General features: G+C 50.3%; 26 protein-coding genes. 15 read left to right on the top strand and 11 right to left on the bottom strand.

Annotation, left to right across the window (positions count from 1 at the left end):
* Window positions 1-70: 70 nt before the first annotated feature.
* Genes pspD through pspA form a run of 4 tightly spaced genes read right to left on the bottom strand, consistent with a single transcriptional unit; the run spans window position 71 to window position 1,616 of the window.
* Window positions 71-301 carry a phage shock protein PspD gene (pspD, locus tag JQN59_RS11220; RefSeq protein WP_003833267.1) on the bottom strand — a complete coding sequence of 77 codons (231 nt, stop codon included), beginning with the start codon at window positions 299-301 and terminating at the stop codon, window positions 71-73.
* An 8-nt stretch (window positions 302-309) separates the two neighbouring features.
* Window positions 310-669, bottom strand: a complete 360-nt coding sequence (gene pspC / locus JQN59_RS11215; protein ID WP_003020497.1) for an envelope stress response membrane protein PspC — start codon at window positions 667-669, stop codon at window positions 310-312.
* Window positions 669-893 carry an envelope stress response membrane protein PspB gene (pspB, locus tag JQN59_RS11210; protein WP_003020509.1) on the bottom strand — a complete coding sequence of 75 codons (225 nt, stop codon included), beginning with the start codon at window positions 891-893 and terminating at the stop codon, window positions 669-671. Before pspB ends, pspC begins: the two co-directional genes overlap by 1 nt.
* A gap of 54 nt (window positions 894-947) precedes the next feature.
* Entirely contained in the window at window positions 948-1,616 is a 669-nt protein-coding gene (gene pspA, locus JQN59_RS11205) for a phage shock protein PspA (protein ID WP_003020532.1), read from the bottom strand.
* A 155-nt stretch (window positions 1,617-1,771) separates the two neighbouring features.
* On the opposite strand from pspA, the gene pspF reads away from it, so the two are divergent.
* Window positions 1,772-2,761 carry a phage shock protein operon transcriptional activator gene (pspF, locus tag JQN59_RS11200; protein ID WP_161495982.1) on the top strand — a complete coding sequence of 330 codons (990 nt, stop codon included), beginning with the start codon at window positions 1,772-1,774 and terminating at the stop codon, window positions 2,759-2,761.
* A 94-nt stretch (window positions 2,762-2,855) separates the two neighbouring features.
* Complete coding sequence (locus JQN59_RS11195) at window positions 2,856-3,500, top strand: quinolone resistance pentapeptide repeat protein QnrB6 (RefSeq protein WP_001749994.1); 645 nt, start codon at window positions 2,856-2,858, stop codon at window positions 3,498-3,500.
* Between the two features lie 91 nt (window positions 3,501-3,591).
* Here the strand turns inward: JQN59_RS11195 and JQN59_RS11190 are convergent, their stop codons facing one another.
* Window positions 3,592-4,500 (bottom strand): SDR family oxidoreductase, encoded by a 909-nt coding sequence (locus JQN59_RS11190; RefSeq protein WP_149607728.1) that lies wholly within the window; start codon window positions 4,498-4,500, stop codon window positions 3,592-3,594.
* A gap of 247 nt (window positions 4,501-4,747) precedes the next feature.
* Between JQN59_RS11190 and JQN59_RS11185 the strand changes: the two genes are divergently transcribed.
* From JQN59_RS11185 to sapF, 6 genes are all read left to right on the top strand, one after another.
* A complete protein-coding gene (locus JQN59_RS11185; RefSeq protein ID WP_008784920.1) occupies window positions 4,748-5,140 on the top strand; it encodes a YdeI family stress tolerance OB fold protein in 393 nt (130 codons plus the stop codon).
* A gap of 338 nt (window positions 5,141-5,478) precedes the next feature.
* The gene (gene sapA, locus JQN59_RS11180) at window positions 5,479-7,122 is read left to right on the top strand and encodes an ABC transporter substrate-binding protein SapA (protein ID WP_048223989.1); all 1,644 of its coding nucleotides are present in this window, start codon (window positions 5,479-5,481) and stop codon (window positions 7,120-7,122) included.
* Window positions 7,119-8,084 (top strand): peptide ABC transporter permease SapB, encoded by a 966-nt coding sequence (gene sapB / locus JQN59_RS11175; RefSeq protein ID WP_003020545.1) that lies wholly within the window; start codon window positions 7,119-7,121, stop codon window positions 8,082-8,084. Before sapA ends, sapB begins: the two co-directional genes overlap by 4 nt.
* Window positions 8,071-8,961, top strand: coding sequence for a peptide ABC transporter permease SapC (gene sapC, locus JQN59_RS11170; protein ID WP_003833291.1), 891 nt, complete (start codon window positions 8,071-8,073; stop codon window positions 8,959-8,961). The genes sapB and sapC overlap by 14 nt, the downstream gene beginning before the upstream one ends.
* The gene (sapD, locus tag JQN59_RS11165) at window positions 8,961-9,953 is read left to right on the top strand and encodes a peptide ABC transporter ATP-binding protein SapD (RefSeq protein WP_003020556.1); all 993 of its coding nucleotides are present in this window, start codon (window positions 8,961-8,963) and stop codon (window positions 9,951-9,953) included. The genes sapC and sapD overlap by 1 nt, the downstream gene beginning before the upstream one ends.
* Before the next feature lies 1 nt (window position 9,954).
* Window positions 9,955-10,761: a peptide ABC transporter ATP-binding protein SapF gene (sapF, locus tag JQN59_RS11160; RefSeq protein ID WP_003020558.1), complete on the top strand. Its 807-nt coding sequence runs from the start codon at window positions 9,955-9,957 to the stop codon at window positions 10,759-10,761.
* 38 nt (window positions 10,762-10,799) lie between these two features.
* Here sapF and JQN59_RS11155 read toward each other — a convergent pair whose 3' ends face one another.
* Complete coding sequence (locus JQN59_RS11155; RefSeq protein ID WP_032943595.1) at window positions 10,800-11,492, bottom strand: EAL domain-containing protein; 693 nt, start codon at window positions 11,490-11,492, stop codon at window positions 10,800-10,802.
* A gap of 442 nt (window positions 11,493-11,934) precedes the next feature.
* Between JQN59_RS11155 and fabI the strand changes: the two genes are divergently transcribed.
* From fabI to osmB, 7 genes are all read left to right on the top strand, one after another.
* Complete coding sequence (gene fabI, locus JQN59_RS11150; protein ID WP_020996373.1) at window positions 11,935-12,723, top strand: enoyl-ACP reductase FabI; 789 nt, start codon at window positions 11,935-11,937, stop codon at window positions 12,721-12,723.
* 213 nt (window positions 12,724-12,936) lie between these two features.
* Window positions 12,937-14,082, top strand: a complete 1,146-nt coding sequence (locus JQN59_RS11145; protein ID WP_103015355.1) for a carboxymuconolactone decarboxylase family protein — start codon at window positions 12,937-12,939, stop codon at window positions 14,080-14,082.
* An 89-nt stretch (window positions 14,083-14,171) separates the two neighbouring features.
* The gene (locus JQN59_RS11140) at window positions 14,172-16,106 is read left to right on the top strand and encodes an exoribonuclease II (RefSeq protein ID WP_048216267.1); all 1,935 of its coding nucleotides are present in this window, start codon (window positions 14,172-14,174) and stop codon (window positions 16,104-16,106) included.
* A 265-nt stretch (window positions 16,107-16,371) separates the two neighbouring features.
* Entirely contained in the window at window positions 16,372-18,363 is a 1,992-nt protein-coding gene (gene pdeR / locus JQN59_RS11135) for a cyclic di-GMP phosphodiesterase (RefSeq protein WP_048216266.1), read from the top strand.
* Between the two features lie 183 nt (window positions 18,364-18,546).
* The gene (locus tag JQN59_RS11130; RefSeq protein WP_048223997.1) at window positions 18,547-18,729 is read left to right on the top strand and encodes a YciZ family protein; all 183 of its coding nucleotides are present in this window, start codon (window positions 18,547-18,549) and stop codon (window positions 18,727-18,729) included.
* A 95-nt stretch (window positions 18,730-18,824) separates the two neighbouring features.
* Window positions 18,825-19,577 carry a DNA-binding transcriptional regulator YciT gene (gene yciT, locus JQN59_RS11125; RefSeq protein WP_003020580.1) on the top strand — a complete coding sequence of 251 codons (753 nt, stop codon included), beginning with the start codon at window positions 18,825-18,827 and terminating at the stop codon, window positions 19,575-19,577.
* Window positions 19,578-19,845: 268 nt separating this feature from the next.
* Window positions 19,846-20,064: an osmotically-inducible lipoprotein OsmB gene (osmB, locus tag JQN59_RS11120; protein ID WP_003020583.1), complete on the top strand. Its 219-nt coding sequence runs from the start codon at window positions 19,846-19,848 to the stop codon at window positions 20,062-20,064.
* 90 nt (window positions 20,065-20,154) lie between these two features.
* On the opposite strand, the gene yciH is transcribed toward osmB, so the two are convergent.
* From yciH to pgpB, 5 genes are all read right to left on the bottom strand, one after another.
* Window positions 20,155-20,481, bottom strand: a complete 327-nt coding sequence (gene yciH, locus JQN59_RS11115) for a stress response translation initiation inhibitor YciH (RefSeq protein WP_003833315.1) — start codon at window positions 20,479-20,481, stop codon at window positions 20,155-20,157.
* Window positions 20,482-21,219 (bottom strand): orotidine-5'-phosphate decarboxylase, encoded by a 738-nt coding sequence (gene pyrF, locus JQN59_RS11110; protein WP_149607732.1) that lies wholly within the window; start codon window positions 21,217-21,219, stop codon window positions 20,482-20,484.
* A 190-nt stretch (window positions 21,220-21,409) separates the two neighbouring features.
* Window positions 21,410-22,579, bottom strand: coding sequence for a lipopolysaccharide assembly protein LapB (lapB, locus tag JQN59_RS11105; RefSeq protein ID WP_008784929.1), 1,170 nt, complete (start codon window positions 22,577-22,579; stop codon window positions 21,410-21,412).
* 6 nt (window positions 22,580-22,585) lie between these two features.
* Window positions 22,586-22,894 carry a LapA family protein gene (locus JQN59_RS11100; RefSeq protein WP_003020595.1) on the bottom strand — a complete coding sequence of 103 codons (309 nt, stop codon included), beginning with the start codon at window positions 22,892-22,894 and terminating at the stop codon, window positions 22,586-22,588.
* A 149-nt stretch (window positions 22,895-23,043) separates the two neighbouring features.
* On the bottom strand, window positions 23,044-23,808 hold the full coding sequence (gene pgpB / locus JQN59_RS11095; protein WP_032943604.1) for a phosphatidylglycerophosphatase B: 765 nt from the start codon (window positions 23,806-23,808) through the stop codon (window positions 23,044-23,046).
* Window positions 23,809-23,910: the final 102 nt, after the last annotated feature.

Raw genomic sequence — 23,910 nt, 5'->3', positions numbered from 1 at the left:
ATTTGTAAGCTGCCGCAAATTAACTGAGGGAATGTTGATTAATTGTTGCTTGCTTTTGCTGATTCAAATATCAGGGTTGATTACCTGAATAGCGTTTCGACAATTTTGCCGCAGCCCGACTCAACACCGGTTCCAGAACCAACGCCAGCAGCATTTTTAGCGGGCGTCGGGCGACGGACTTCACCGCCCACCCTGCTACACCCGCCGGGCCGTAGCGCAGCGCGGTCAGGAGCACCAGCTTACCTGCTATTTTAAAGCCCGGCTTAACCCTTTGCCCGGCACGTTGCCAGCGATTGTTCATTTCTGTCCTCACAATTGACGGAAGCGACTACGTAAGGAAAAAGTATCGGAGGTCACATAACGCTCCATTTCACGTAAACGCTTTTCACTAGCCGCCAGCTCGCGATCGACGGCATCCAACAGCTCACCGCTTGATGGCTGCTGCTCGCCGGAAACCACATTATCCGGCATCGGATCCAACACAAAGGTCAGCACGATGTAGGCGACGAAGGTGAAAAAGGCCAGGCCAAAAAAGACTGACAACACCACCAGGATCCGTACCAGCTTCACAGGCACATCGAGATAATGCGCAATACCTGCGCAAACCCCCTTCACCATGCCCTGCTGCGGAATACGCCACAGTTTTTTGTTCAGGTTAACGCCTCCCATTAGCGGTCCCTCCAGTTTGGATGTTCAGCATCGAGGATGTCTTCCAGCGCCTGAATGCGCTCGCGCATCCGCTGTGCGTCATCGTTGAGTTCAACCAGGCGTTGCTGTTCACTTTGCGACAGTTCGCCACGACTGGAACGGTTGCTGTAGTGCAGCCAGAGCCAAATCGGTAAAACGAACAACACAAAGATGGTTAACGGGATAGCCAGAAATAGCGCGCTCATGAGTACTCCTTACAGGTGATGAGCGGCGGCGCGTTCGGGCGCCGCCAGATGTTATTATTGCTTGTCTTGCTGCATTTTGGCTTTAAGTTGCGCCAGCTGCTCGCTGATTTCATCATCTGCTTTCAGGTCAGCAAATTGCTGATCCAGAGACTTCTGTTTACCGAAGTTATGGCTTTCAGCCTCGGCTTCCATCTGATCGATACGACGCTCGAAAGATTCAAAGCGCGCCATCGCTTCATCGAGTTTACCGCTGTCCAGTTGACGACGAACATCACGGGAAGAGCTCGCCGCTTGGTGGCGCAGCATCAGCGCCTGCTGACGAGCACGGGTTTCACTAAGTTTGTTTTCCAGCTCACCGATCTCTTTTTTCATACGCGCCAGCGTATCGTCAACCAGCGTCACCTCATGCTCCAGAGAGGCAATTAAATCGGTCAGTTTCTGCTTTTCAATTAACGCAGAACGCGCCAAATCTTCTTTCTCTTTACGCAGCGCCAGTTCAGCTTTTTCCTGCCACTCTGCCTGTTGCGCGCTGGCCTGTTCAATACGGCGAGATAATTGTTTCTTTTCTGCCAGCGCACGCGCTGAGTTGGAACGTACCTCAACCAGCGTGTCTTCCATTTCCTGGATCATCAACCGCACCAGCTTCTGCGGATCTTCAGCCTTTTCCAGCAACGCGTTAATGTTGGCGTTCACGATGTCGGCAAAACGAGAAAAAATACCCATAATGTAATCCTCACTTACTGTTCTGATATCGGGCAATGCCCTGCTATTTTCGTAATGCACGGGGCGTGCCAACTTTTTATCTAATTGATTCTATTAATTATATCTAATTTTACCTGTTGCGAAAATTAGGGTAAATTGGTGAATAACACTAACAAATGGTGAATTTCATCATGGCAGGATACAAAGATAATCTTCTGGGCGAAGCGAACAGCTTTATTGAAGTGCTGGAGCAGGTTTCTCATCTCGCGCCGCTGGATAAACCAGTACTGGTTATAGGTGAGCGCGGGACCGGGAAAGAACTTATCGCCAACCGCCTGCACTACCTCTCCACCCGCTGGCAAGGCCCGTTTATTTCGCTTAACTGCGCGGCGCTAAACGAAAATTTGCTTGATTCCGAACTGTTTGGTCACGAAGCGGGTGCCTTTACCGGCGCGCAAAAACGCCATCCAGGACGTTTCGAACGCGCCGACGGCGGTACGCTGTTTCTCGATGAACTGGCAACTGCCCCGATGTTGGTACAGGAAAAATTGCTGCGCGTTATTGAATATGGCGAGCTGGAGCGCGTAGGTGGTAGCCAACCATTACAGGTTAACGTACGACTTGTTTGTGCGACCAATGCCGACTTACCTCGCATGGTTAGCGAAGGCACTTTCCGCGCGGACCTGCTGGATCGCCTGGCCTTTGACGTGGTGCAACTCCCACCGTTACGCGAGCGTCAAAGTGACATTATGTTAATGGCCGAACATTTTGCCATTCAGATGTGCCGCGAGATCGGATTACCTCTGTTTCCGGGTTTTAGTGCCGAGGCCAGAGAAACGCTCCTCCACTACCGTTGGCCGGGCAATATTCGTGAACTGAAAAACGTCGTGGAGCGATCCGTTTACCGGCATGGAACCAGTGATTACCCGCTGGATGAGATAATCATTGACCCCTTCCGCCGCCACACTACGCAGCCGCAGGCGCCGGAAACTAAACCGATGTCTGTAGGGTTACCGCTGGATCTGCGTGAATTCCAGCAGCAGCAAGAGAAAGACTTTCTACAAACCAGCTTACAGCAGGCAAAATTTAACCAGAAAAAAGCCGCTGAATTACTGGGGCTGACTTACCATCAGCTTCGCGCTTTGCTGAAAAAACACCAGATTTAACGCACATTTGCAGATGTCATATTGGCGGATTTGACGCATAACCCCATCAGGGTTTACCATGACGCCATTACTGTATAAAAAAACAGGTACAAATATGGCTCTGGCACTCGTTGGCGAAAAAATTGACAGAAACCGTTTCACTGGTGAGAAAATTGAAAATAGTACATTTTTTAACTGTGATTTTTCAGGTGCCGACCTGAGCGGCACTGAATTTATCGGCTGTCAGTTCTATGATCGTGAAAGCCAGAAAGGGTGCAATTTTAGTCGTGCGATGCTGAAAGATGCCATTTTTAAAAGCTGTGATTTATCCATGGCGGATTTTCGCAATGCCAGTGCGCTTGGCATTGAAATTCGCCACTGTCGTGCGCAAGGCGCAGATTTCCGCGGCGCAAGCTTTATGAATATGATCACCACGCGCACCTGGTTTTGTAGCGCATATATCACGAATACCAATCTAAGCTACGCCAATTTTTCGAAAGTCGTGTTGGAAAAGTGTGAGCTGTGGGAAAACCGTTGGATGGGTGCCCAGGTACTGGGCGCGACGTTCAGTGGTTCAGATCTCTCCGGCGGCGAGTTTTCGACTTTCGACTGGCGAGCAGCGAACTTCACACATTGCGATCTGACCAATTCGGAGTTGGGTGACTTAGATATTCGGGGCGTTGATTTACAAGGCGTTAAGCTGGACAACTACCAGGCGTCGTTGCTCATGGAGCGGCTTGGCATCGCGGTGATTGGTTAGCATTCACGGAGCGGTAAGTACCGCTCCCGCCCTTATACAATAGTGTCCGCCCTTGCCTTAAAAGTCACTTTCGACGCACAGAGCGTAAACGTTAGAGGGTTCCGGTCCCCCCATCAGAACACCAGACCTGACCAGACGTATAGCTGTTCTCCCGAGCGGCCAGGGTGACATAAAGCGGCGCGATTTCCACCGGTTGACCAGGGCGTCCCAGCGGCGCATTTGCCCCAAATTTCTCCACCTTTTCCTGCGGTTGACCACCACAGCACTGCAGTACAGTCCAGTATGGACCCGGCGCGACGGCATTGACACGGATCCCTTTCGGGGCCAGCTGTTTCGCCAGCGATTTAGTAAATGCCACGATAGCTGCTTTAGTCTGAGCATAATCAAGCAAGATTTCACTTGGCTCATAAGCCTGTACGGAGGAGGTATTAATTATCACGCTGTCTGGTGAAAGATGGGGTATGGCCGCTTTGGTGATCCAAAACATAGCGTAAACATTGGTTTTGAATGTTGCGTCGAAGTCTTCTGTGGTGAGTTCCTCAATTGACTCACAAAATTGCTGACGACCCGCATTATTGACGAGGATATCCAACCCTCCCAGTCCTTTTACCGCCTGTGTTACCAGATGACCGCAAAAAGCCTCATCACGGATATCTCCGGGGATGGCCAAAACATTTCTGCCTGTTTTTTTTATCAGATCGACCACTTCACGCGCATCGTCTTCTTCTTCAGGTAAATAGTTAATCGCAACATCTGCGCCTTCACGAGCATAGGCAATAGCAACAGCACGACCAATCCCTGAATCCCCACCGGTAATTAATACCTTGCGCCCATTCAGGCGACCGCTTCCCTGATAGCTGTCTTCTCCATGATCGGGGCGCGGTTGCATTTTCCCCGCCAGCCCGGGAAAGGGCTGCTGCTGCTGTTGAAAAGGCGGCGCCGGAAAACGCGCAGAATTGGTTTTATTAATGGTCTTTTTTTCCTTGTTTAAGCCAGCCATTCAATTACCTCTCATTATTTATCACAAAGACTAATAAGCGTAGACCAAAATGAATGGCATGACCTATATTATCAAGCTGCACTTAATTTTCCCGGAATATTACCCCCCTACTTTCCTCTACCGTTGCGCTTATATCCCCACCAACGTTAGATTTAATTTAAACAATATTATTTGAGACTTATCCAGTTCGCAGTGTTAATAAATAGCAACCACACTTAACATTTCAACCTTGGCAAAAGGAGAACGTATGAAATTATCCATAACGCCATTATTATGTTGTTTTTTATTGTCGCCAGCGCTTGCTGATGATAACGGTGGGTTGAAAAATGATACAGCTCCACCGCCAGCCCACGCTCTGGATGAAGGTTATCGTGGGACTGAAGATGCAAGAATCATGACTGTCGAACAGGCCAAAACGATGCATGACGGTGCGACCATTTCTCTGCGAGGTAATCTCATCGAGGATCAAGACGGAGACAAATTTGTCTTTCGTGATAAAACCGGCAGTATCCTGACTTTAATTCCACACGCGGTTTTCGATGGTCGAACGGTTAAACCCGATCAAATGATCAGTATTAACGGTAGCCTCGACGCTAAAATGCAACCACCAGTAGTACGCGTAAATAAGATCCAGAAGTAACGCAATAACCGGGAAGAAAGCCGCTCTTCCCGGTCGATTTTCTTTATTCCCACGATTTTGCGAATGCTCTCTTCTGCCCGTCATGGTGATTTCCTCCCTCTTTCCCCTCACATTTTTCTTTCTACCCGCGAATCACGCGTTTATAGCAAGTCAGATGGGCCATGAAAATGCTAAGATAGTTAACAGAGTAGATTCAAAGTGGATAGCGGGTATAAATTTTGACCATGTCGCGGTGTTGAACTCGCGCTTATCGAGCCTGTTACTCCCAAAAACAAACGGTAATGGCAAATGTCATTAAGTATTAGTAAGATAGCCTCTTTATATAATCCATTAAAATTATGCGCCTGGTTTTATCATCTCTGATCGTGATGGCTGGATTTCTGAGTGGTCAGGCTGCTGCTGCGCCTGAGCAACCTCCGCACGCTGATATTCGTGACAGTGGGTTTGTCTATTGCGTCAGCGGGCAGGTCAATACGTTCAACCCACAAAAAACGAGCAGCGGTCTCATCGTCGACACGTTAGCGGCCCAATTGTATGACCGACTGCTTGATGTAGATCCCTACACCTATCGGCTGGTGCCTGAGCTGGCTGAAAGCTGGGAGGTGCTGGATAACGGCGCAACCTACCGCTTCCATCTGCGTCGTGACGTTCAGTTTCAGAAGACTGCCTGGTTCACCCCCACCCGCAAACTAAATGCAGACGATGTGGTGTTTACCTTCCAGCGCATCTTTGATCGCCACCATCCGTGGCACAATGTGAACGGCAGCAGTTTCCCCTACTTCGACAGCCTGCAGTTTGCCGATAACGTCCAAAGTGTGCGCAAACTGGACAACAACACCGTTGAATTCCGCTTAACGCAACCGGATGCCTCCTTTATGTGGCACCTTGCCACACACTATGCCTCCGTAATGTCGGCCGAATATGCCGCTAACCTGGCAAAACAGGATCGCCAGGAGTTGCTCGACAGACAACCCGTCGGCACAGGCCCGTACCAGCTTTCAGAGAATCGTGCCGGCCAATATATTCGGTTGCAGCGACATGAAAAATTCTGGCGTGGTACCCCCCTGATGCCGCAGGTCGTAGTGGATCTCGGCTCTGGTGGAACCGGACGATTATCTAAATTACTCACTGGCGAGTGCGACGTCCTGGCCTGGCCTGCCGCCAGCCAGCTCAGCATATTGCGTGATGACCCTCGCCTGCGTCTGACGCTGCGCCCGGGGATGAACATTGCCTATCTGGCGTTCAACACCAATAAACCGCCGTTGAATAACCCTGCCGTGCGGCATGCGCTGGCGCTAGCGATCAACAACCAGCGCTTAATGCAGTCTATCTACTACGGGACGGCAGAAACCGCGGCATCTATTTTGCCTCGCGCCTCGTGGGCTTATGATAACGAAGCTAAAATTACAGAATACAACCCGGCAAAATCGCGCGAGCAGCTAAAAGCGCTGGGTTTGGAGAATCTGACGTTACAACTTTGGGTCCCTACCAGCTCTCAAGCCTGGAACCCCAGTCCGCTGAAAACTGCCGAGCTGATTCAGGCAGATATGGCTCAGGTGGGTGTGAAAGTGAAGATCATCCCGGTAGAAGGTCGTTTTCAGGAGGCGAGATTAATGGATATGAACCATGATCTGACGTTATCCGGCTGGGCGACGGACAGTAACGATCCTGACAGTTTTTTCCGGCCGTTGCTCAGCTGTGCCGCCATCAATTCGCAGACCAACTTTGCCCACTGGTGTAATCCGCAGTTTGACAGCATTCTTCGCAAGGCCCTCTCTTCACAGCAGCTTTCATCGCGAATTGATGCCTATGACGAAGCGCAAAATATTCTTGCACAAGAGTTACCGATTCTGCCGTTGGCCTCTTCACTACGTCTGCAGGCTTATCGTTACGACATAAAAGGGTTGGTGCTCAGTCCATTCGGTAATGCCTCTTTTGCCGGCGTTTCCAGGGAAAAGAAAGATGAGGTGAAAAAACCATGATTATCTTCACCTTGCGTCGATTTTTATTGCTATTGGTAACCCTGTTCTTCCTGACCTTTATTGGCTTCAGCCTGAGCTACTTCACGCCTCATGCGCCGTTACAGGGTGCATCGCTGTGGAACGCCTGGGTATTCTGGTTCAATGGTCTCATTCACTGGGATTTCGGCGTATCCAGTATCAACGGTCAGTTAATCTCAGAGCAGTTGAAAGAGGTGTTCCCGGCCACAATGGAACTGTGCATTCTTGCCTTTGGTTTTGCACTAATGGTTGGGATCCCCGTTGGTATGCTGGCCGGTATCACGCGGAACAAATGGCAGGACCGCTGCATCAGCGCATTGGCTCTGATGGGATTTTCTATCCCCGTTTTTTGGCTGGCGCTGCTGCTGACATTGCTCTTCTCGCTGACCCTCGGCTGGTTACCCGTTTCCGGGCGTTTTGATCTTCTCTACGAGGTGAAACCCGTTACCGGTTTTGCCATTATTGATGCGTGGATCTCCGACTCGCCCTGGCGCGATGAAATGCTGGTCAGCGCTATCCGTCATATGGTGCTCCCGGTGCTGACGCTCTCCGTTGCGCCCACCACCGAAGTCATCCGCCTGATGCGTATCAGCACCATTGAGGTCTTTGATCAGAACTACGTCAAAGCGGCGGCCACGCGCGGTTTGTCACGATTAACGATTCTGCGTCGTCACGTCCTGCACAATGCCCTTCCGCCGGTGATCCCGCGTCTGGGCTTACAGTTTTCCACCATGCTGACATTGGCGATGATCACCGAGATGGTCTTTAGCTGGCCAGGTCTTGGTCGTTGGCTGATTAACGCGATTCGCCAGCAGGATTACGCGGCGATTTCAGCGGGCGTGATGGTGATTGGTTCACTGGTTATCATCGTTAACGTCATCTCTGATATTCTGGGTGCTATGGCTAACCCTCTGAAACATAAGGAATGGTATGCCTTACGATAGCGTCTATAGCGAAAAACGCCCGCCAGGTACGTTGCGCACCGCATGGCGCAATTTCTATGGTGATGCGACTGCGATGATTGGCCTGTACGGTTGTGCGGGACTGGCTATTCTGTGTATTTTTGGTGGTTGGTTTGCCCCTTACGGCATCGATCAGCAATTTCTCGGCTATCAGCTTTTACCGCCGTCATGGTCGCGCTATGGCGAAGTCTCATTCTTCCTCGGGACTGACGATCTGGGACGTGACGTTTTAAGTCGTCTGCTCAGCGGCGCGGCCCCGACCGTTGGCGGCGCGTTTGTCGTTACTCTTGCCGCCACGCTGTGTGGCCTGGTATTGGGCGTAGTTGCCGGTGCGACGCACGGCTTGCGCTCTGCGGTGCTGAACCACATTCTGGACACCCTGCTGTCGATCCCTTCTCTGCTGCTGGCGATTATTGTGGTGGCCTTTGCCGGGCCGCATCTGACACACGCCATGTTTGCCGTCTGGCTGGCGCTGCTGCCGCGCATGGTGCGCTCCGTTTACAGCATGGTGCATGACGAGCTGGAGAAAGAGTACGTCATTGCCGCTCGCCTGGACGGTGCAACCACACTGAATATTCTGTGGTTCGCCGTTCTGCCCAATATTACCGCTGGCCTTATTACTGAAATCACCCGCGCACTGTCGATGGCGATTCTGGATATCGCCGCGCTGGGTTTTCTCGACCTTGGCGCACAGCTGCCGTCCCCGGAATGGGGAGCCATGCTCGGCGACGCGCTGGAGCTGATTTATGTCGCACCGTGGACGGTGATGCTGCCAGGCGCGGCAATTATGATAAGCGTGTTGCTGGTTAACCTACTGGGTGACGGCGTGCGCCGCGCAATTATTGCGGGGGTGGAGTAATGCCATTACTGGATATCCGCAACCTGACCATTGAATTCAGAACCGGTGACGACTGGGTTAAGGCTGTTGATCGTGTCAGCATGACCTTGAATGAGGGTGAAATCCGCGGGCTGGTCGGTGAATCTGGATCAGGCAAAAGTCTGATCGCTAAGGCCATTTGCGGGGTTGCTAAAGATAACTGGCGCGTAACCGCAGACCGTATGCGTTTTGATGATATCGATCTGCTACGCCTTTCGGCGCGTGAACGACGCAAATTGGTCGGTCATAACGTCTCCATGATCTTTCAGGAGCCGCAGTCATGTCTCGATCCGTCCGAGCGTATCGGACGTCAACTGATGCAAAATATTCCGGCATGGACCTACAAAGGTCGCTGGTGGCAGCGCATCGGTTGGCGCAAACGCCGTGCGATTGAACTCTTGCACCGCGTCGGGATAAAAGACCATAAAGACGCCATGCGCAGCTTTCCATATGAGCTGACCGATGGAGAATGCCAGAAGGTCATGATCGCTATCGCATTAGCGAATCAGCCGCGTTTGCTGATTGCCGATGAACCAACGAACGCGATGGAGCCAACCACCCAGGCGCAAATTTTCCGTCTGCTAACCCGTCTGAATCAAAACAGCAATACTACCATTTTGTTGATAAGCCATGACCTTCAAATGCTCAGCCAGTGGGCTGACAAAATCAACGTGATGTACTGCGGACAAACGGTCGAAACCGCGCCAAGTAAAGATTTGGTGACAATTCCGCATCATCCTTATACTCAAGCGTTGATTCGCGCTATTCCGGATTTTGGTAGCGCAATGCCGCACAAAAGCCGCCTGAATACCATGCCAGGAGCTATTCCATTGCTGGAACAATTACCCATCGGCTGCCGTCTGGGGCCACGCTGTCCTTATGCACAACGCGAATGTATTGAAACTCCAAGACTGACCGGAGCAAAAAATCATCTCTACGCCTGTCATTTCCCGCTGAACATGGAGAGAGAGTGAGATGGTAGAAACCCTGCTCGAAGTTCGTAATCTGAGCAAAACCTTTCGCTACCGGACAGGTTTATTTCGCCGCCAGACCGTTGAGGCCGTTAAGCCCCTGAGTTTCACCCTGCGTGAACGTCAGACGCTCGCCGTCATTGGTGAAAACGGTTCGGGGAAATCTACGCTGGCTAAAATGTTGGCGGGTATGATTGAACCCACCAGCGGTGAGCTGCTGATTGACGATCATCCGTTAAAATATGGCGATTATTCATTTCGTAGTCAGCGGATCCGTATGATTTTCCAGGATCCGTCAACATCGCTTAATCCGCGGCAACGTATCTCGCAAATCCTCGATTTTCCGCTACGTCTGAATACCGACCTCGAGCCTGAGCAGCGTCGTAAACAGATCGTGGAGACCATGCGCATGGTCGGGCTGCTGCCCGATCACGTAAGCTATTACCCACATATGTTGGCCCCAGGGCAAAAACAGCGTCTGGGCCTTGCCCGTGCGCTCATTTTACGCCCCAAAGTCATTATCGCCGACGAAGCCCTGGCCTCTCTGGACATGTCGATGCGTTCACAGCTCATAAATCTGATGCTGGAATTGCAGGAAAAACAGGGGATTTCGTATATCTATGTGACCCAACATATTGGCATGATGAAGCACATCAGCGATCAGGTATTAGTCATGCATCAGGGCGAAGTGGTAGAACGCGGCAGTACAGCGGATGTTCTGGCGTCCCCTCTTCATGAACTTACCCGCCGCCTGATTGCAGGTCATTTCGGCGAAGCGCTCACCGCTGATGCCTGGCGAAAAGATCGTTAGCATACGGCTGCCCTCCTCAACCGGGGGGCAATCTGCTATCAGTGACACAACGTAGGTAAGAGCAGCGTATCAACTTCGGTAAACGCGACTGACGGGTAAAGGGCACCACCTTGCATTGCCCAGACACCTGCGGTACTGGCCTCGTCGATAAGTCGTACTGTTTCTACTCCCTTCACCACAACACGGTCGCAATATTCCCTGATATTTTTGATAAGCACCGGGAACATCGGTTTTTCTACCTGTTCCAGGAAGAAACCGCGATCCAGTTTCACAACGTCAAAATGACCGCAAACCAGCGGACTGGCCCCTACGCTGCCGGAGCCAAGATCGCCCAACCACAATGCGTTTGGGCCGTCGCGAAGTGAATTAATCAGCAAATTATTCAGGCACACGGTATTCGACAGAAAACGTTCTGAAAGTTCCAGTGCAATAAATGGTAGAGCATGTAAGGCCGACTTGATGGCTGGATCACCAATCGCCAGCAGCGCCATTTCGTCAATGAGGTTCAGGGTGCAAATAAGGCTGTTGCGCTCAAACCAGTCACGCTTTTCGGCAATTAGTCGAATTTGCTCGAGCATGAAATTACGCTTTTGTTCGCTATCCCACGCTGAAATGATGAAATCTGGATGCAACGGGTGAACCGTATCTGAAGTAAACCGGGCGTTAATCTCTACACCCAGTAATTTATCTGTTGTGTCTCTCATCGGTTCCGCGATGAAATGATAGTGCATAAGACCACTCCAATTGATCATAACATCCTGATAATGCACTTCTAATCACAATCAATCAATAATATCGATCAATGAATCGATATTGATCGATAAAAACAATATATCATAACAAGCTGAATATTGTCATATTTTTTGTTTTAAGAAAGTTCCTACCTTGCTATGTTTATTAACATCAGCTAGCAATGAAATAATACCATTTCAATGCCTTTGAAACCTCGTATTTTCTCTGATTCACCGACGTTAGATGCCTGAACGAAGCATAAGCGGAGGGGGATGATATACTCCTCACATGTAATGAAGTGACAGGTCACGTGAGGCGGATAACCATTCTCCAGGGAAAAAGCGTGGGATATAATTTCAGGCCAATTTCGAGTGTGTTTAATGTGTCAATCATAACTCATTGATTGATAAAAGATAAGTGTTAACCAAAAGGATTAAAGCCATGGGTTTTTTATCAGGTAAGCGCATTCTGGTGACAGGCCTTGCCAGTAAATTGTCTATCGCATGGGGAATCGCTCAGGCGATGCATCGCGAAGGTGCCGAACTGGCGTTCACCTACCAGAACGACAAGCTGAAAGGTCGTGTGGAAGAATTTGCAGCGCAGTTAGGCTCCAACATTGTTTTGCAGTGTGATGTAGCTGAAGATGCCAGCATTGACGCCATGTTTGCTGAACTGAGCAAAGCCTGGCCGAAATTCGACGGTTTCGTACACTCCATCGGCTTCGCACCTGCTGACCAACTGGATGGCGATTATGTGAACGCAGTTACCCGCGAAGGATTTAAAATTGCGCATGACATTAGCGCTTATAGCTTTGTTGCGATGGCAAAAGCATGTCGTTCCATGCTAAACCCTGGTTCTGCACTACTGACGTTGTCCTATCTGGGCGCAGAGCGTGCAATCCCTAACTATAACGTGATGGGCCTGGCGAAAGCCTCATTGGAAGCAAACGTCCGTTATATGGCTAACGCAATGGGGCCTGAAGGCGTACGCGTAAACGCAATTTCCGCAGGTCCAATCCGCACCCTCGCCGCTTCCGGTATCAAAGATTTCCGTAAAATGCTGGCCCATTGCGAAGCTGTTACGCCGATTCGCCGCACTGTTACCATTGAAGATGTGGGCAACTCTGCGGCATTCCTGTGTTCCGATCTTTCTGCCGGTATCTCTGGTGAAGTCGTACACGTTGACGGTGGTTTCAGCATCGCTGCAATGAATGAACTAGAACTGAAATAATCTTCCACTCTTTCTGGGCGGCCCACTGTCGCCCATGATGCTCGTTTTTAATTCCCCTCTACCCTGTCCCATATATGCTTTTCTGATATTTATTATCACGTAACAATCTTTCATCCCCTCTTCTGCTTACGTCAGGATATTGCAGCGCAAACGATCCGGCGTAGTGGTATGACGACGTGTCCGGGTCGCCACTTTTTAGACCAAGGACCGCCCATGGAACAACGCCGAATTGAAGGCAAAAGCCACTGGTATCATGAGACGCAATCCAGCATGTATCCACAAGATGTTCTGCCGCTGGTGCCGGAAGCCGCTCATGTCGACGACTGCTTTTTACTGGATCTGGCGATATCTGATGACGCCCTTTTACCTTTTCAATCCTGGTTAATCCCTGCCCGTAAACTTGCACAGATCCTCTTCCCGACCCACGTAAATCTGAGTCAGATGCACACATTCAGTGCCTATGAACGGATGAGTACGGCGTTAACCGTCGCTCAGGTATATGGCGTCCAGCGATTATGTAATCACTATGCCGCGCGTCTAACACCGCTTCCTGGGCCGGACTCCTCGCGGGAAAGTAACCATCGACTGGCGCAAATCACCCAATATGCTCGTCAACTTGCCAGCTCTCCAGCCGTGATAGGCGCGCGCGATCGCCAGCATCTGGATGCAGTCGGGCTAACCACCAGCGATAGCATTCTGATGAATCAAATTATCGGATTCGTCGGTTTTCAGGCCCGTATCGTGGCCCTGTTTCAGGCCTGGTGTGGACATCCGGTGCGCCGAATTCCGGGTCTCGATATACAACAATTCGCTCACGCTGCGCCATTTAATGCAACAAACACAACCTGGCACGCTGCGCCATTCCCGATAGAAAAACATCTTAATCATGATGAGTCGATAGACAGACGTTATCCCGAGGAACTGCAAGCGTTACTGCCATTACTGATACATTCCCCCGTCATTTTGGATTTACTCGGGTCGCTCATTTCCAGCACGCAACATAGCGGAATACCAGTGCAGGCATTTTCATTGGCGACGCTGATGACTTCACGGATTAATGGCAGCGTGGCCTGTTTTAATGAACATGCGTATTCAGCTCATGAATTAACCGAGGCCATTACCGTTCTTCGTCAGGATGAACGTGAATTACAACGGTGGGAACAACGACATCCGGTTGAGCGCGTCACCCTACAGGCGGTACAATGGCTGACCCGGGCGCCCGACCGCTTTAGCACCGCACTGTTAACGCCTTTGTTCGATCAGGGAATCTCTTCAGAGCAGGCCATTAACCTGCTAGCCTGGAGTGGATTGTGCGGATGGTTGAATCGCTTGAAAATCGCGCTGGGCGACACTGATTAACCGATCCACTTACTGAAAGAGCGCTTGCTGCCACTGGCAGAATCGCGTAAAACTGTCAGCCGCTCTTTTAGCCACGAAAATAGACAATTATGCTTCAGGACAACCCGCTGCTAGCGCAGCTTAAACAGCAACTACATTCCCAGACGCCACGTGCTGAAGGGGTGGTAAAAGCCACGGAAAAAGGCTTTGGCTTCCTGGAAGTCGATGCACAAAAAAGCTATTTCATTCCACCGCCGCAGATGAAAAAAGTGATGCATGGCGACCGTATTGTTGCGGTTATCCATACAGAAAAAGATCGTGAGTCTGCTGAGCCGGAAGAACTGATCGAACCCTTCCTGACGCGCTTCGTGGGTAAAGTTCAGGGCAAAAATGACCGTCTGTCCATTGTGCCGGATCATCCGTTACTGAAAGATGCTATTCCTTGTCGTGCAACCCGCGGCGTTGAACATGAATTTAAAGAAGGCGACTGGGCTGTTGCAGAAATGCGCCGCCATCCGCTGAAAGGCGATCGCACCTTCTACGCCGAGTTAACCCAATTTATCACTTTTGCTGATGACCACTTTGTCCCGTGGTGGGTCACACTGGCACGCCATAATCTGGAAAAAGAAGCCCCAGACGGTGTAGCAACCGAAATGCTGGACGAAGGCCTGGTTCGTGAAGATTTAACCGCCCTCAATTTCGTCACCATCGACAGCGCCAGCACCGAAGATATGGACGATGCGCTGTATGCTGAAGAACAAGCTGACGGCTCGCTACAATTAACCGTCGCCATTGCCGACCCAACAGCCTGGATTGCAGAAGGCAGCAAGCTGGATAAAACGGCAAAAATTCGCGCGTTCACCAATTATTTACCGGGGTTCAATATCCCGATGTTACCACGTGAATTGTCTGACGATCTCTGCTCTCTGCGCGCGAACGAAGTGCGCCCGGTTTTAGCTTGTCGTATGAGCATTACCGCCGATGGCACGATTGAAGACAACATCACCTTCTTCGCCGCAACCATCGAGTCTAAAGCGAAGCTGGCCTATGACAATGTTTCCGACTGGCTGGAAGGTACTGGCGAGTGGCAACCAGAAAACGACGCGATTGCGGAACAAATCCGTCTGCTACACCGTATTTGCCTGAGCCGAGGAGAGTGGCGTCATAACCACGCGCTGGTCTTTAAAGATCGCCCGGATTACCGTTTCGTTCTCGGTGAAAAAGGTGAAGTACTGGACATCGTCGCTGAGCCACGCCGCATCGCAAACCGTATCGTGGAAGAATCCATGATTGCGGCAAATATTTGCGCCGCCCGTGTGCTTCGCGACAAGCTGGGCTTCGGTATTTATAACGTCCATATGGGATTCGACCCGGCCAACGCCGACGCTCTGGCCTCGCTGCTGAAAACCCACGGTATGCACGTCGATGCCGAAGAAGTACTAACACTGGAAGGTTTCTGCAAACTGCGCCGCGAACTAGATGCTCAGCCATCCGGTTTCCTCGACAGCCGAATTCGCCGCTTCCAGTCTTACGCTGAAATTAGTATTGAGCCAGGTCCACACTTTGGGCTTGGTCTGGAGGCATATGCCACCTGGACTTCCCCAATCCGTAAGTACGGCGATATGATCAACCACCGTCTGCTTAAGGCTGTCATCAAAGGCGAAACCGTCGCTCGACCTCAGGATGATACCACTGTGCAAATGGCGGAACGTCGTCGCCTGAACCGGATGGCTGAGCGTGACGTGGGTGACTGGCTATACGCCCGTTTCCTGAGTGATAAAGCCGGAACCGACACCCGCTTTGCGGCCGAGATCATCGACGTCAGCCGCGGCGGCATGCGCGTACGTTTGGTTGATAATGGCGCTGTTGCCTTTATTCCTGCCCCCTTCCTGCACGCCGTGCGTGACGAACTGGTCTGCAGCCAGGAAAGTGGTACCGTACAAATCAAAGGTGAAGTGGTTTACAAAGTCACAGATGTGATTGACGTAACTATCGCCGAAGTTCGCATGGAAACCCGCAGCGTTATCGCACGTCCCGCTATGTAAAATGTCGTAACCCAGCGACCTTTCTCATTTTGTGAAAGGTCGTTTTCTTTTTTCCGCCCAAATTCCCACCAGGCACTACACTTCTTTCAATCGGTCAAAATTATTTTTTTACTATTTTCAGTTCCGTTTGCTTTGCTTTTTACGGATTCTGGATTACACATAAATATATAAAAAAAACAATACGTTCAGCCATAATCACCCTGAATGAATCATGGCTACCCTTACTTTTGAGGCTCTATGCGCTTTAAACGGGATAGTACACATCATGAAAGACGTCCGGGAGCTGGTTACGTTGTATAGCTATGTGGGCACTCATAACCCCTACTGGCGTTTGTCAGAGGATTGCAACATCCTGCATTTCTCTATTGATGAAACAGCAGAAGCTGAGCAGACCATCGAATTATCACCCGAGCAGGCCGACCGCATTCGCGAGATGACGGTGATTACGTCAAGTCTGTTAATGACGTTACCCATTGAAGATGACGACATATCTGTGCATCTGGTCGGTCGAAAAATCAATAAACGCGAATGGGCCGGTAGCGCATCCGCCTGGGATGACACCCCTTCCGTCGCCCGCGACCTGGCTCACGGGCTCTCTTTTGCCGAACAGGTCGTTTCTGAAGCCAATTCCGTTATTGTCATTCTTGACCGCATGGGCAACATTCAGCGTTTTAATCGCCTGTGTGAAGAGTACACCGGCCTCAAAGAACGTGAAGTTATTGGCCAAAGTGTATTCACATTATTTATGAGTCGACGTGAAGCCGCAGCCTCCAGACGCAACATCGAGGTCTTTTTTCGCGAAGGTAACTCATATGAGGTCGAACGATGGGTGAAGACCTGCAAAGGTCAGCGCCTGTTTCTTTTTCGCAATAAGTTTGTACATAACGGTAGCGGCAAGAACGAAATATTTCTGATCTGTTCCGGCACCGATATCACTGAAGAACGTCGCGCGCAGGAACGCCTGCGGATGTTGGCTAATACCGACTCCATCACCGGATTACCGAACCGCAACGCCATTCATGAGCTGATAAGCGATGCGATTGAGAACGCAGGTGATACTCAGGTTGGGATTGTATATCTCGATCTGGATAACTTCAAAAAGGTGAACGATGCCTACGGGCACATGTTTGGCGATCAGCTGTTGCAGAGCGTGTCGCTGGCAATTCTCAGTTGTCTTGACGACAACCAGCTATTGGCTCGGTTTGGCGGTGATGAATTTATCGTCCTTGCCACCGAAACGTCCCAGAGCACTCTGGAAGCTACCGCATCGCGCATTCTGACACGCCTGCGTCAACCCTTTCGCATTGGCCTGATTGAAGTCTATACCGGCTGCTCTATTGGTATTTCCCTCGCTCCACAGCATGGTCAGGACTGCGAGAGCGTCATTCGTAACGCCGATACGGCCATGTACACCGCGAAAGAAGGCGGCCGCGGACAGTTTTGTGTTTTCTCTCCGGAAATGAATCAGCGGGTATTTGAATACCTGTGGCTGGATACTAACCTGCGCAAGGCGCTGGAAAACGATCAACTGGTTATCCATTATCAGCCAAAGATAACCTGGCGAGGCGAGGTGCGCAGCCTGGAGGCGCTGGTACGCTGGCAGTCTCCGGAACGCGGCCTCATTCCACCACTGGAATTTATCTCCTACGCCGAAGAATCAGGGCTTATTGTTCCGCTGGGTCGCTGGGTTATTCTGGACGTTGTGCGTCAGGTCGCAAAATGGCGCGCCAAGGGAATCAATCTGCGCGTGGCGGTAAACGTTTCTGCCCGCCAGCTCGCCGATCAGACGCTATTTACCGATCTCAAACAGGTGCTTCATGAACTCGACTTTGAATATTGCCCCATTGATGTCGAGTTAACGGAAAGCAGTTTGATTGAAAATGAGCAGTTGGCACTGTCCGTCATTCAGCAGTTTAGCCAGTTGGGGGCGCAAATCCATTTGGATGATTTTGGTACTGGATATTCGTCACTGTCTCAACTGGCCCGCTTCCCGCTTGATGCAATTAAATTGGATCAAACCTTTGTCAGGGATGTACACAAACAACCTATTTCGCAGTCGCTTGTACGTGCCATTGTTGCGGTCGCACAAGCACTCAATCTGCAGGTCATCGCCGAAGGTGTTGAAAGCGCGAAAGAGGATGCCTTTTTAACCAAAAATGGCGTCAACGAACGTCAGGGTTTTTTGTTTGCCAAACCAATGCCAGCGGCTGCATTTGAACGTTGGTATCGACGACATCTGAATAAAAAAACGCGCTAACGCAGTGGGATCAAACGTCGTTAATAGCCATAAATGGACATAACGTAACGATCCTATCTGCATGTAATCACGGAATATATAATATTCTTCTATCATTGATAGTTAATACTATTTTTCCCTTCTCTTTTGCCATGAAATTCTGCATCATGAAATTCAAACTCGATTGCCATTAGGATGATAACCATGTCTGATATCGACGCTCAGCGTCTGGCCGAACGCATTGATACCGTGCTGGATATCCTCGTTGCAGGTGATTACCACTCAGCCATCCACAATCTCGAAATTCTGAAGGCTGAGCTGCTAGACACGGCCAAAGAAGATGCCGAGTCTTTGCCCAAAAATCACAAGGCTCCCTGGGAGATCTGATGACATTAACCCTTTAATGTCGCTGCTATCAGCAAACTGCATATGAGGCAGTTTCCGTTTAATTTCCGATACGATATCGCAATAAAATTAATATTATGAATTCCCGACAACAATCTATTTTGCAGATGGTGACTGATAAAGGTCAGATGAGCGTTGCCGAACTGGCAAAAATCACCGGTGTCTCAGAAGTGACGATTCGACAGGATCTGAACACACTGGAGAAACAGAGCTATTTACGCCGTGCGCACGGTTTTGCTGTTTCATTGAACAGTGATGATGTGGAAACGCGCATGATGACTAATTTTACGCTGAAGCGTGAGCTGGCCGAATTTGCCGCATCTTTGGTAAGCCCTGGCGAGTCCGTATTCATTGAAAACGGCAGCAGCAATGCGCTCTTGGCCAGAACGCTGGCGGAGCAAAAAGATGTCACCATCATTACCGTCAGCAGCTATATAGCCCATCTGCTGAAAGAAACCCCCTGCGAAGTGATTCTCCTTGGCGGCATCTATCAGAAAAAAAGCGAAAGCATGGTGGGGCCCTTAACTCGCCAGTTCATCCAGCAGGTACACTTCAGCAAGGCCTTTATCGGCATTGATGGCTGGCAGGCTGACACCGGCTTCACCGGACGCGACATGATGCGTTCTGATGTGGTTAACGCGGTGCTGGAAAAAGGTGCAGAAGTTATTGTACTTACTGACAGCTCAAAATTCGAAGCCATTCACCCTTACACGCTGGGTCCATTAGAGCGATTCAGCCGCGTAGTCACGGATTCCAGACTCAGCGCCAGCGTACAAATGCAGCTCGAGCATTCAGGATTAACCGTCAATATCATTGATGCGCACGCATAAAATCTTCAGCAGATGATTTGTCAGTCGGCAAATCATCTCCTCTCTGAGAGTTATCTGACAGTCCAATTAAGACTTTTTACCTGTCGTTAACAGGATTAAGTCGTAAAATTAATGTTAGCGATATAACAGGAACGAACCTCCAATCTCAGGATAGTGTTTGTCATGCCTTCGCTAAACGGTTTCACGGAAATATCTTCGTTAGCCTAAATTTAGCGCTATTCTTAAAGAAAACTGGATTCCGTGAATCAATAATTCAGGAGAAAGTATTATGTTAGTAACGAGCAAAAAAATGACCGCTGCCATTTTGGCGATTACTCTGGCAATGTCGCTGAGTGCCTGCTCTAACTGGTCCAAACGTGACCGTAACACCGCAATTGGTGCTGGTGCTGGTGCAATCGGTGGTGCAGTCCTGACTGACGGCAGCACGCTGGGCACGCTGGGTGGTGCTGCAGTAGGTGGTATTATTGGCCACCAGGTGGGTAAATAATTTACGGTTAAACGGCTCGATATAATAATACGTTTACTTTTTCAGGTCTGTATTATTAAAAAGCCACGGAAAATTCCGTGGCTTTTTTTATTAACCGCCAGCCAATTTAACTTTCATTCCTTTGGCTTCCAGCAGCGATTTAATCAGATCGCGTTTATCACCCTGTATCTCAATCACGCCATCCTTCACTGCCCCGCCGCAACCACATTTTTTCTTCAGTTCCGCAGCTAATTTGGTCAGTTCAGCATCGTCCTGATCTATTCCAGTAATCAGGCACACGCCCTTACCTTTGCGGCCACTGGTCTGTCGCTGGATACGGACAATGCCGTCGCCTTTGGGACGCTCTGGGACGGCTTTCGGTTCATCAATACGCCCGGTGTCAGTTGAGTAGACCAGACGAGAATTTGAGTCGTTCATTTACGCACCTCGTTTCAGGGAGGCATTGATCATCTTCAGCGTCTGAGCCGGATCTGCCGACTGTGTGACCGGACGACCAATAACCATATAATCCACGCCAGCTGACTGTGCCTGTTCCGGCGTCATAATGCGACGCTGGTCGCCTGCCTCGCTACCTTCAGGGCGAATACCCGGCGTTACCAGTTTAAATGCCTGGCCAAATGCCTGCTTGAATCGCACTGCTTCCTGCGCGGAGCATACGACGCCATCCAAACCACAATGTTGGGTTAAGCGCGCCAGCCTTTCCGCATGCTCCGCAGGTGACAACGTCACGCCAAGGTCGGCAAGATCGCTGGCTTCCATACTGGTCAGAACTGTTACTGCAATCAGCAGCGGCGCATCCTTACCAAAAGGCACCAGGGCTTCACGTGCAGCGGTCATCATACGCGCCCCACCTGAAGCATGAACGTTAACCATCCACACGCCAAGCTCGGCAGCTGCCGCAACGGCATGCGCGGTAGTGTTGGGAATATCATGAAATTTCAAATCAAGAAAGACGTCAAAGCCACGCTGTTGTAGATCGCGAACCAACTGAGGTCCAAAAAGCGTGAACATCTCTTTGCCCACTTTCAAACGGCAATCACGAGGATCAATTCTGTCGACAAAAGCTAATGCTTTATCACGATTGGAATAATCGAGAGCGACAACGACAGGAGTATCAGTAACAGCACGAGAAGAAGATGAAGCAGTAAACGTCATGACCAGACCTTCCTGAGGATGGGCGCCATCAGCGGCGCAAAATGGGTAAACGGCGTGCATTCTACCTGCGGCAATAGAAAATTAACAGGCGCGATTACATTTCTGCCAGGCGAATTTGGCAACGGAGGTTGAGGATGGATTGGTTACACATCATTAGTATGTTGTAACTAAAGTAAGGTTTTTTTAAAAATTACAGCCCATCAAGTCCGCGAATAGGCTTAATGGTTGACCATGAGCGACAGGATGGGCAGTGCCAGTACAGTGTATATGCGGTAAATCCGCACTTCTGGCAACGATAGCGCGGCTTGCTGCGCACCTGCTCCCCAACCATATCGCGCAGAACCATCAGGCTCTCTTTCGCGCGCCCTTCTTCTGCTTCGTTAAGATGGTAATCCATCAACTTGTGGAACACGCGCATCGTAGGATGGCGTTGTAGCTGGCGGGTAATATAAACCTGAGCGGTATCAGTCCCCTCACGCGCTTCAAGAATATCGGCCAGCATCAGCTCTGCGGCGGCGCCAGTATTCTCCTCAACGGCCCGACGTAAAAACTCGGCCCACTCATCATTTTTCCCCAGATGCTGGTAGCAGCTTTGCAGCATTTCCAGCGTTTCGCTGACCAGTTCTTTATCCTGAGAAATCACGCGTTGCAGACTTTCAACGGCCTTCGCGTAATCACCTTTCACCATGTACACCCGGCCCATCATGATGGAAACACGTGCACTGTTTTTGTCTGCCGCAGCCCCTTTTTTCAACAGCGTCATGGCGCGATCCATATCGTCGCTGCCCATCTGCTGTAAGGCCAGTTCGCAGTAGAAGTGAGCTATCTCGATACGTTGTTTATCTTTACCGAGCTTCACCAGGCGTTCTGCAACATCAATCGCTTTCTGCCATTCGCTGGTCGCCTGATAAATTTGCAGCAGTTGCTGTAATGCACCGACGCGAAAATCTGTTTCATCGGTAAGCTGATTAAACATGTCTTCCGCGCGGTCGTACAGACCTGCGGCCATGTAGTCGCGCCCCAGCTGTTGTACGGCCAACAAACGCTGCTCGTAGGTCAGCGAAGCACTTTCCATTAACGTTTGATGGATGCGGATTGCGCGGTCGACTTCACCGCGCGAGCGAAACAGGTTTCCGAGGGTGAGATGAGCCTCAACGGTGCCCGTATCCTCTTTTAGCATATCGAGGAACAGATCCACCGCTTTGTCTTGTTGGTTGCTCAGGAGGAAGTTAACCCCGGCGACATAGTCACGGGAAAGACGGTTAGCTTCATCCTGCTTGGTTTGTTGCGCACTTCTGCGACCCATATACCACCCATAGGCAGCGGCTACAGGCAAAAGCAGAAACAACAACTCCAACATAAATAATTATTCCTTCACAACCGACGAATCGGCAGAAACCGCAACGTCGGTCGCAGGCGTAAGCTGGTTTTCCAGTCGTTTGATTTTACGTTCGGCACGCGCAAGAGACACACGAACCTTCAGCCAGAAAAGGCCGCAAATTAACCAACCAATCGCAAAACCTGCGGCAAACAATACAGCAAGCAGCGTAGAGATACGATACTCACCCTGAGCCAGCAGGTAATTAAACGTAACCTGTTGATCGTTTTGCGCACCTAATGTCACCGAAATAACAAAAATCGCCAACACCAGTAAGAAAATGAGTAAATATTTCACATTACTTCCCGTTATGTGGTTTGAGCGAATAAATCGTGTACAACTTACCGCGTTGAGCCCTTTAAATTACCATTTTCACAACGAGTGCGAAACGGAAAAGCGCTTTCCCCTTTCTGATTTAAGGGCAAAATTCGAAAAATCAATCATGGCTAACTTTCTTGTTCACGCTGAGCGATTTCTTTTTCCTCCTGCACAGGCGGCGTTAATGGTCCGCATACCCGCTGCGCAAGCCATGTCGCCAGCGTTACCAGCAACCATGAAATCAGCGTTGCAACAACCAAATCACGGGGCCAGTGCATGCCTAATAGCAAGCGACTGCCCATAACGCCCGTAGCCCAGATAAGTAAAAACACAATTGTCAGCGTACGTCGGCGTGGCCATAACAGCCCTACGGCCAGTAAAGCCCAACTGGCGGCAAACATCGTATGCCCTGACGGAAAGGCAAACCCTGTTTCTTTTTGCCAGTGCTTACGTAGAAACGTCGGAATATCCTGTTGTTCGGCCAATTGCTCTTTAACTAAGTGACCACGTTCTTTACGTTTTAAAGTGTAGAACTCATCAACCGGAATATGGTGCGTTTTTTCCAGCCACACGACAAAGGGCCGAGGTTCCTGCACCCTGTCTTTAACCCAGGACTTCACGCCCTGACCGACTAAAATGGCCGCAGCCAGGATCGCAAACAGCATTACCGCAGCTTTCAGACGAAAACGCAGACACCACAGAAACCATGCACAGAGAACAACGTGAGTGATAATGCCCCACGGCTGCGTCACCGTTTCCGTTATCCAGTACAGAGATTTTAGCCACCAAACGTTATGTCCCGGCTGCCAGCTCCAGCCCGATACCCATACGGCAACCGGCATAATAAGTAGCAGCCCAGCCCCGACCGCAGTGCGCTTTGCAATTGACAGCATTGCCTCTCCTTTCGTCGATAAGTCTCACAATCATAACTGAAAAAAGCGCATGCCGGGGAAATTGACAATTTTGTGCCATTCCAAAAGCGAATCCGTTGTCGC

The organism is Citrobacter sp. B72 (genome assembly GCF_016894305.1).
Taxonomy (GTDB): domain Bacteria; phylum Pseudomonadota; class Gammaproteobacteria; order Enterobacterales; family Enterobacteriaceae; genus Citrobacter; species Citrobacter portucalensis.
The sequence above is the reverse complement of the archived record's forward strand: the minus strand, read 5'-3'. Positions and strand labels throughout refer to the sequence as shown.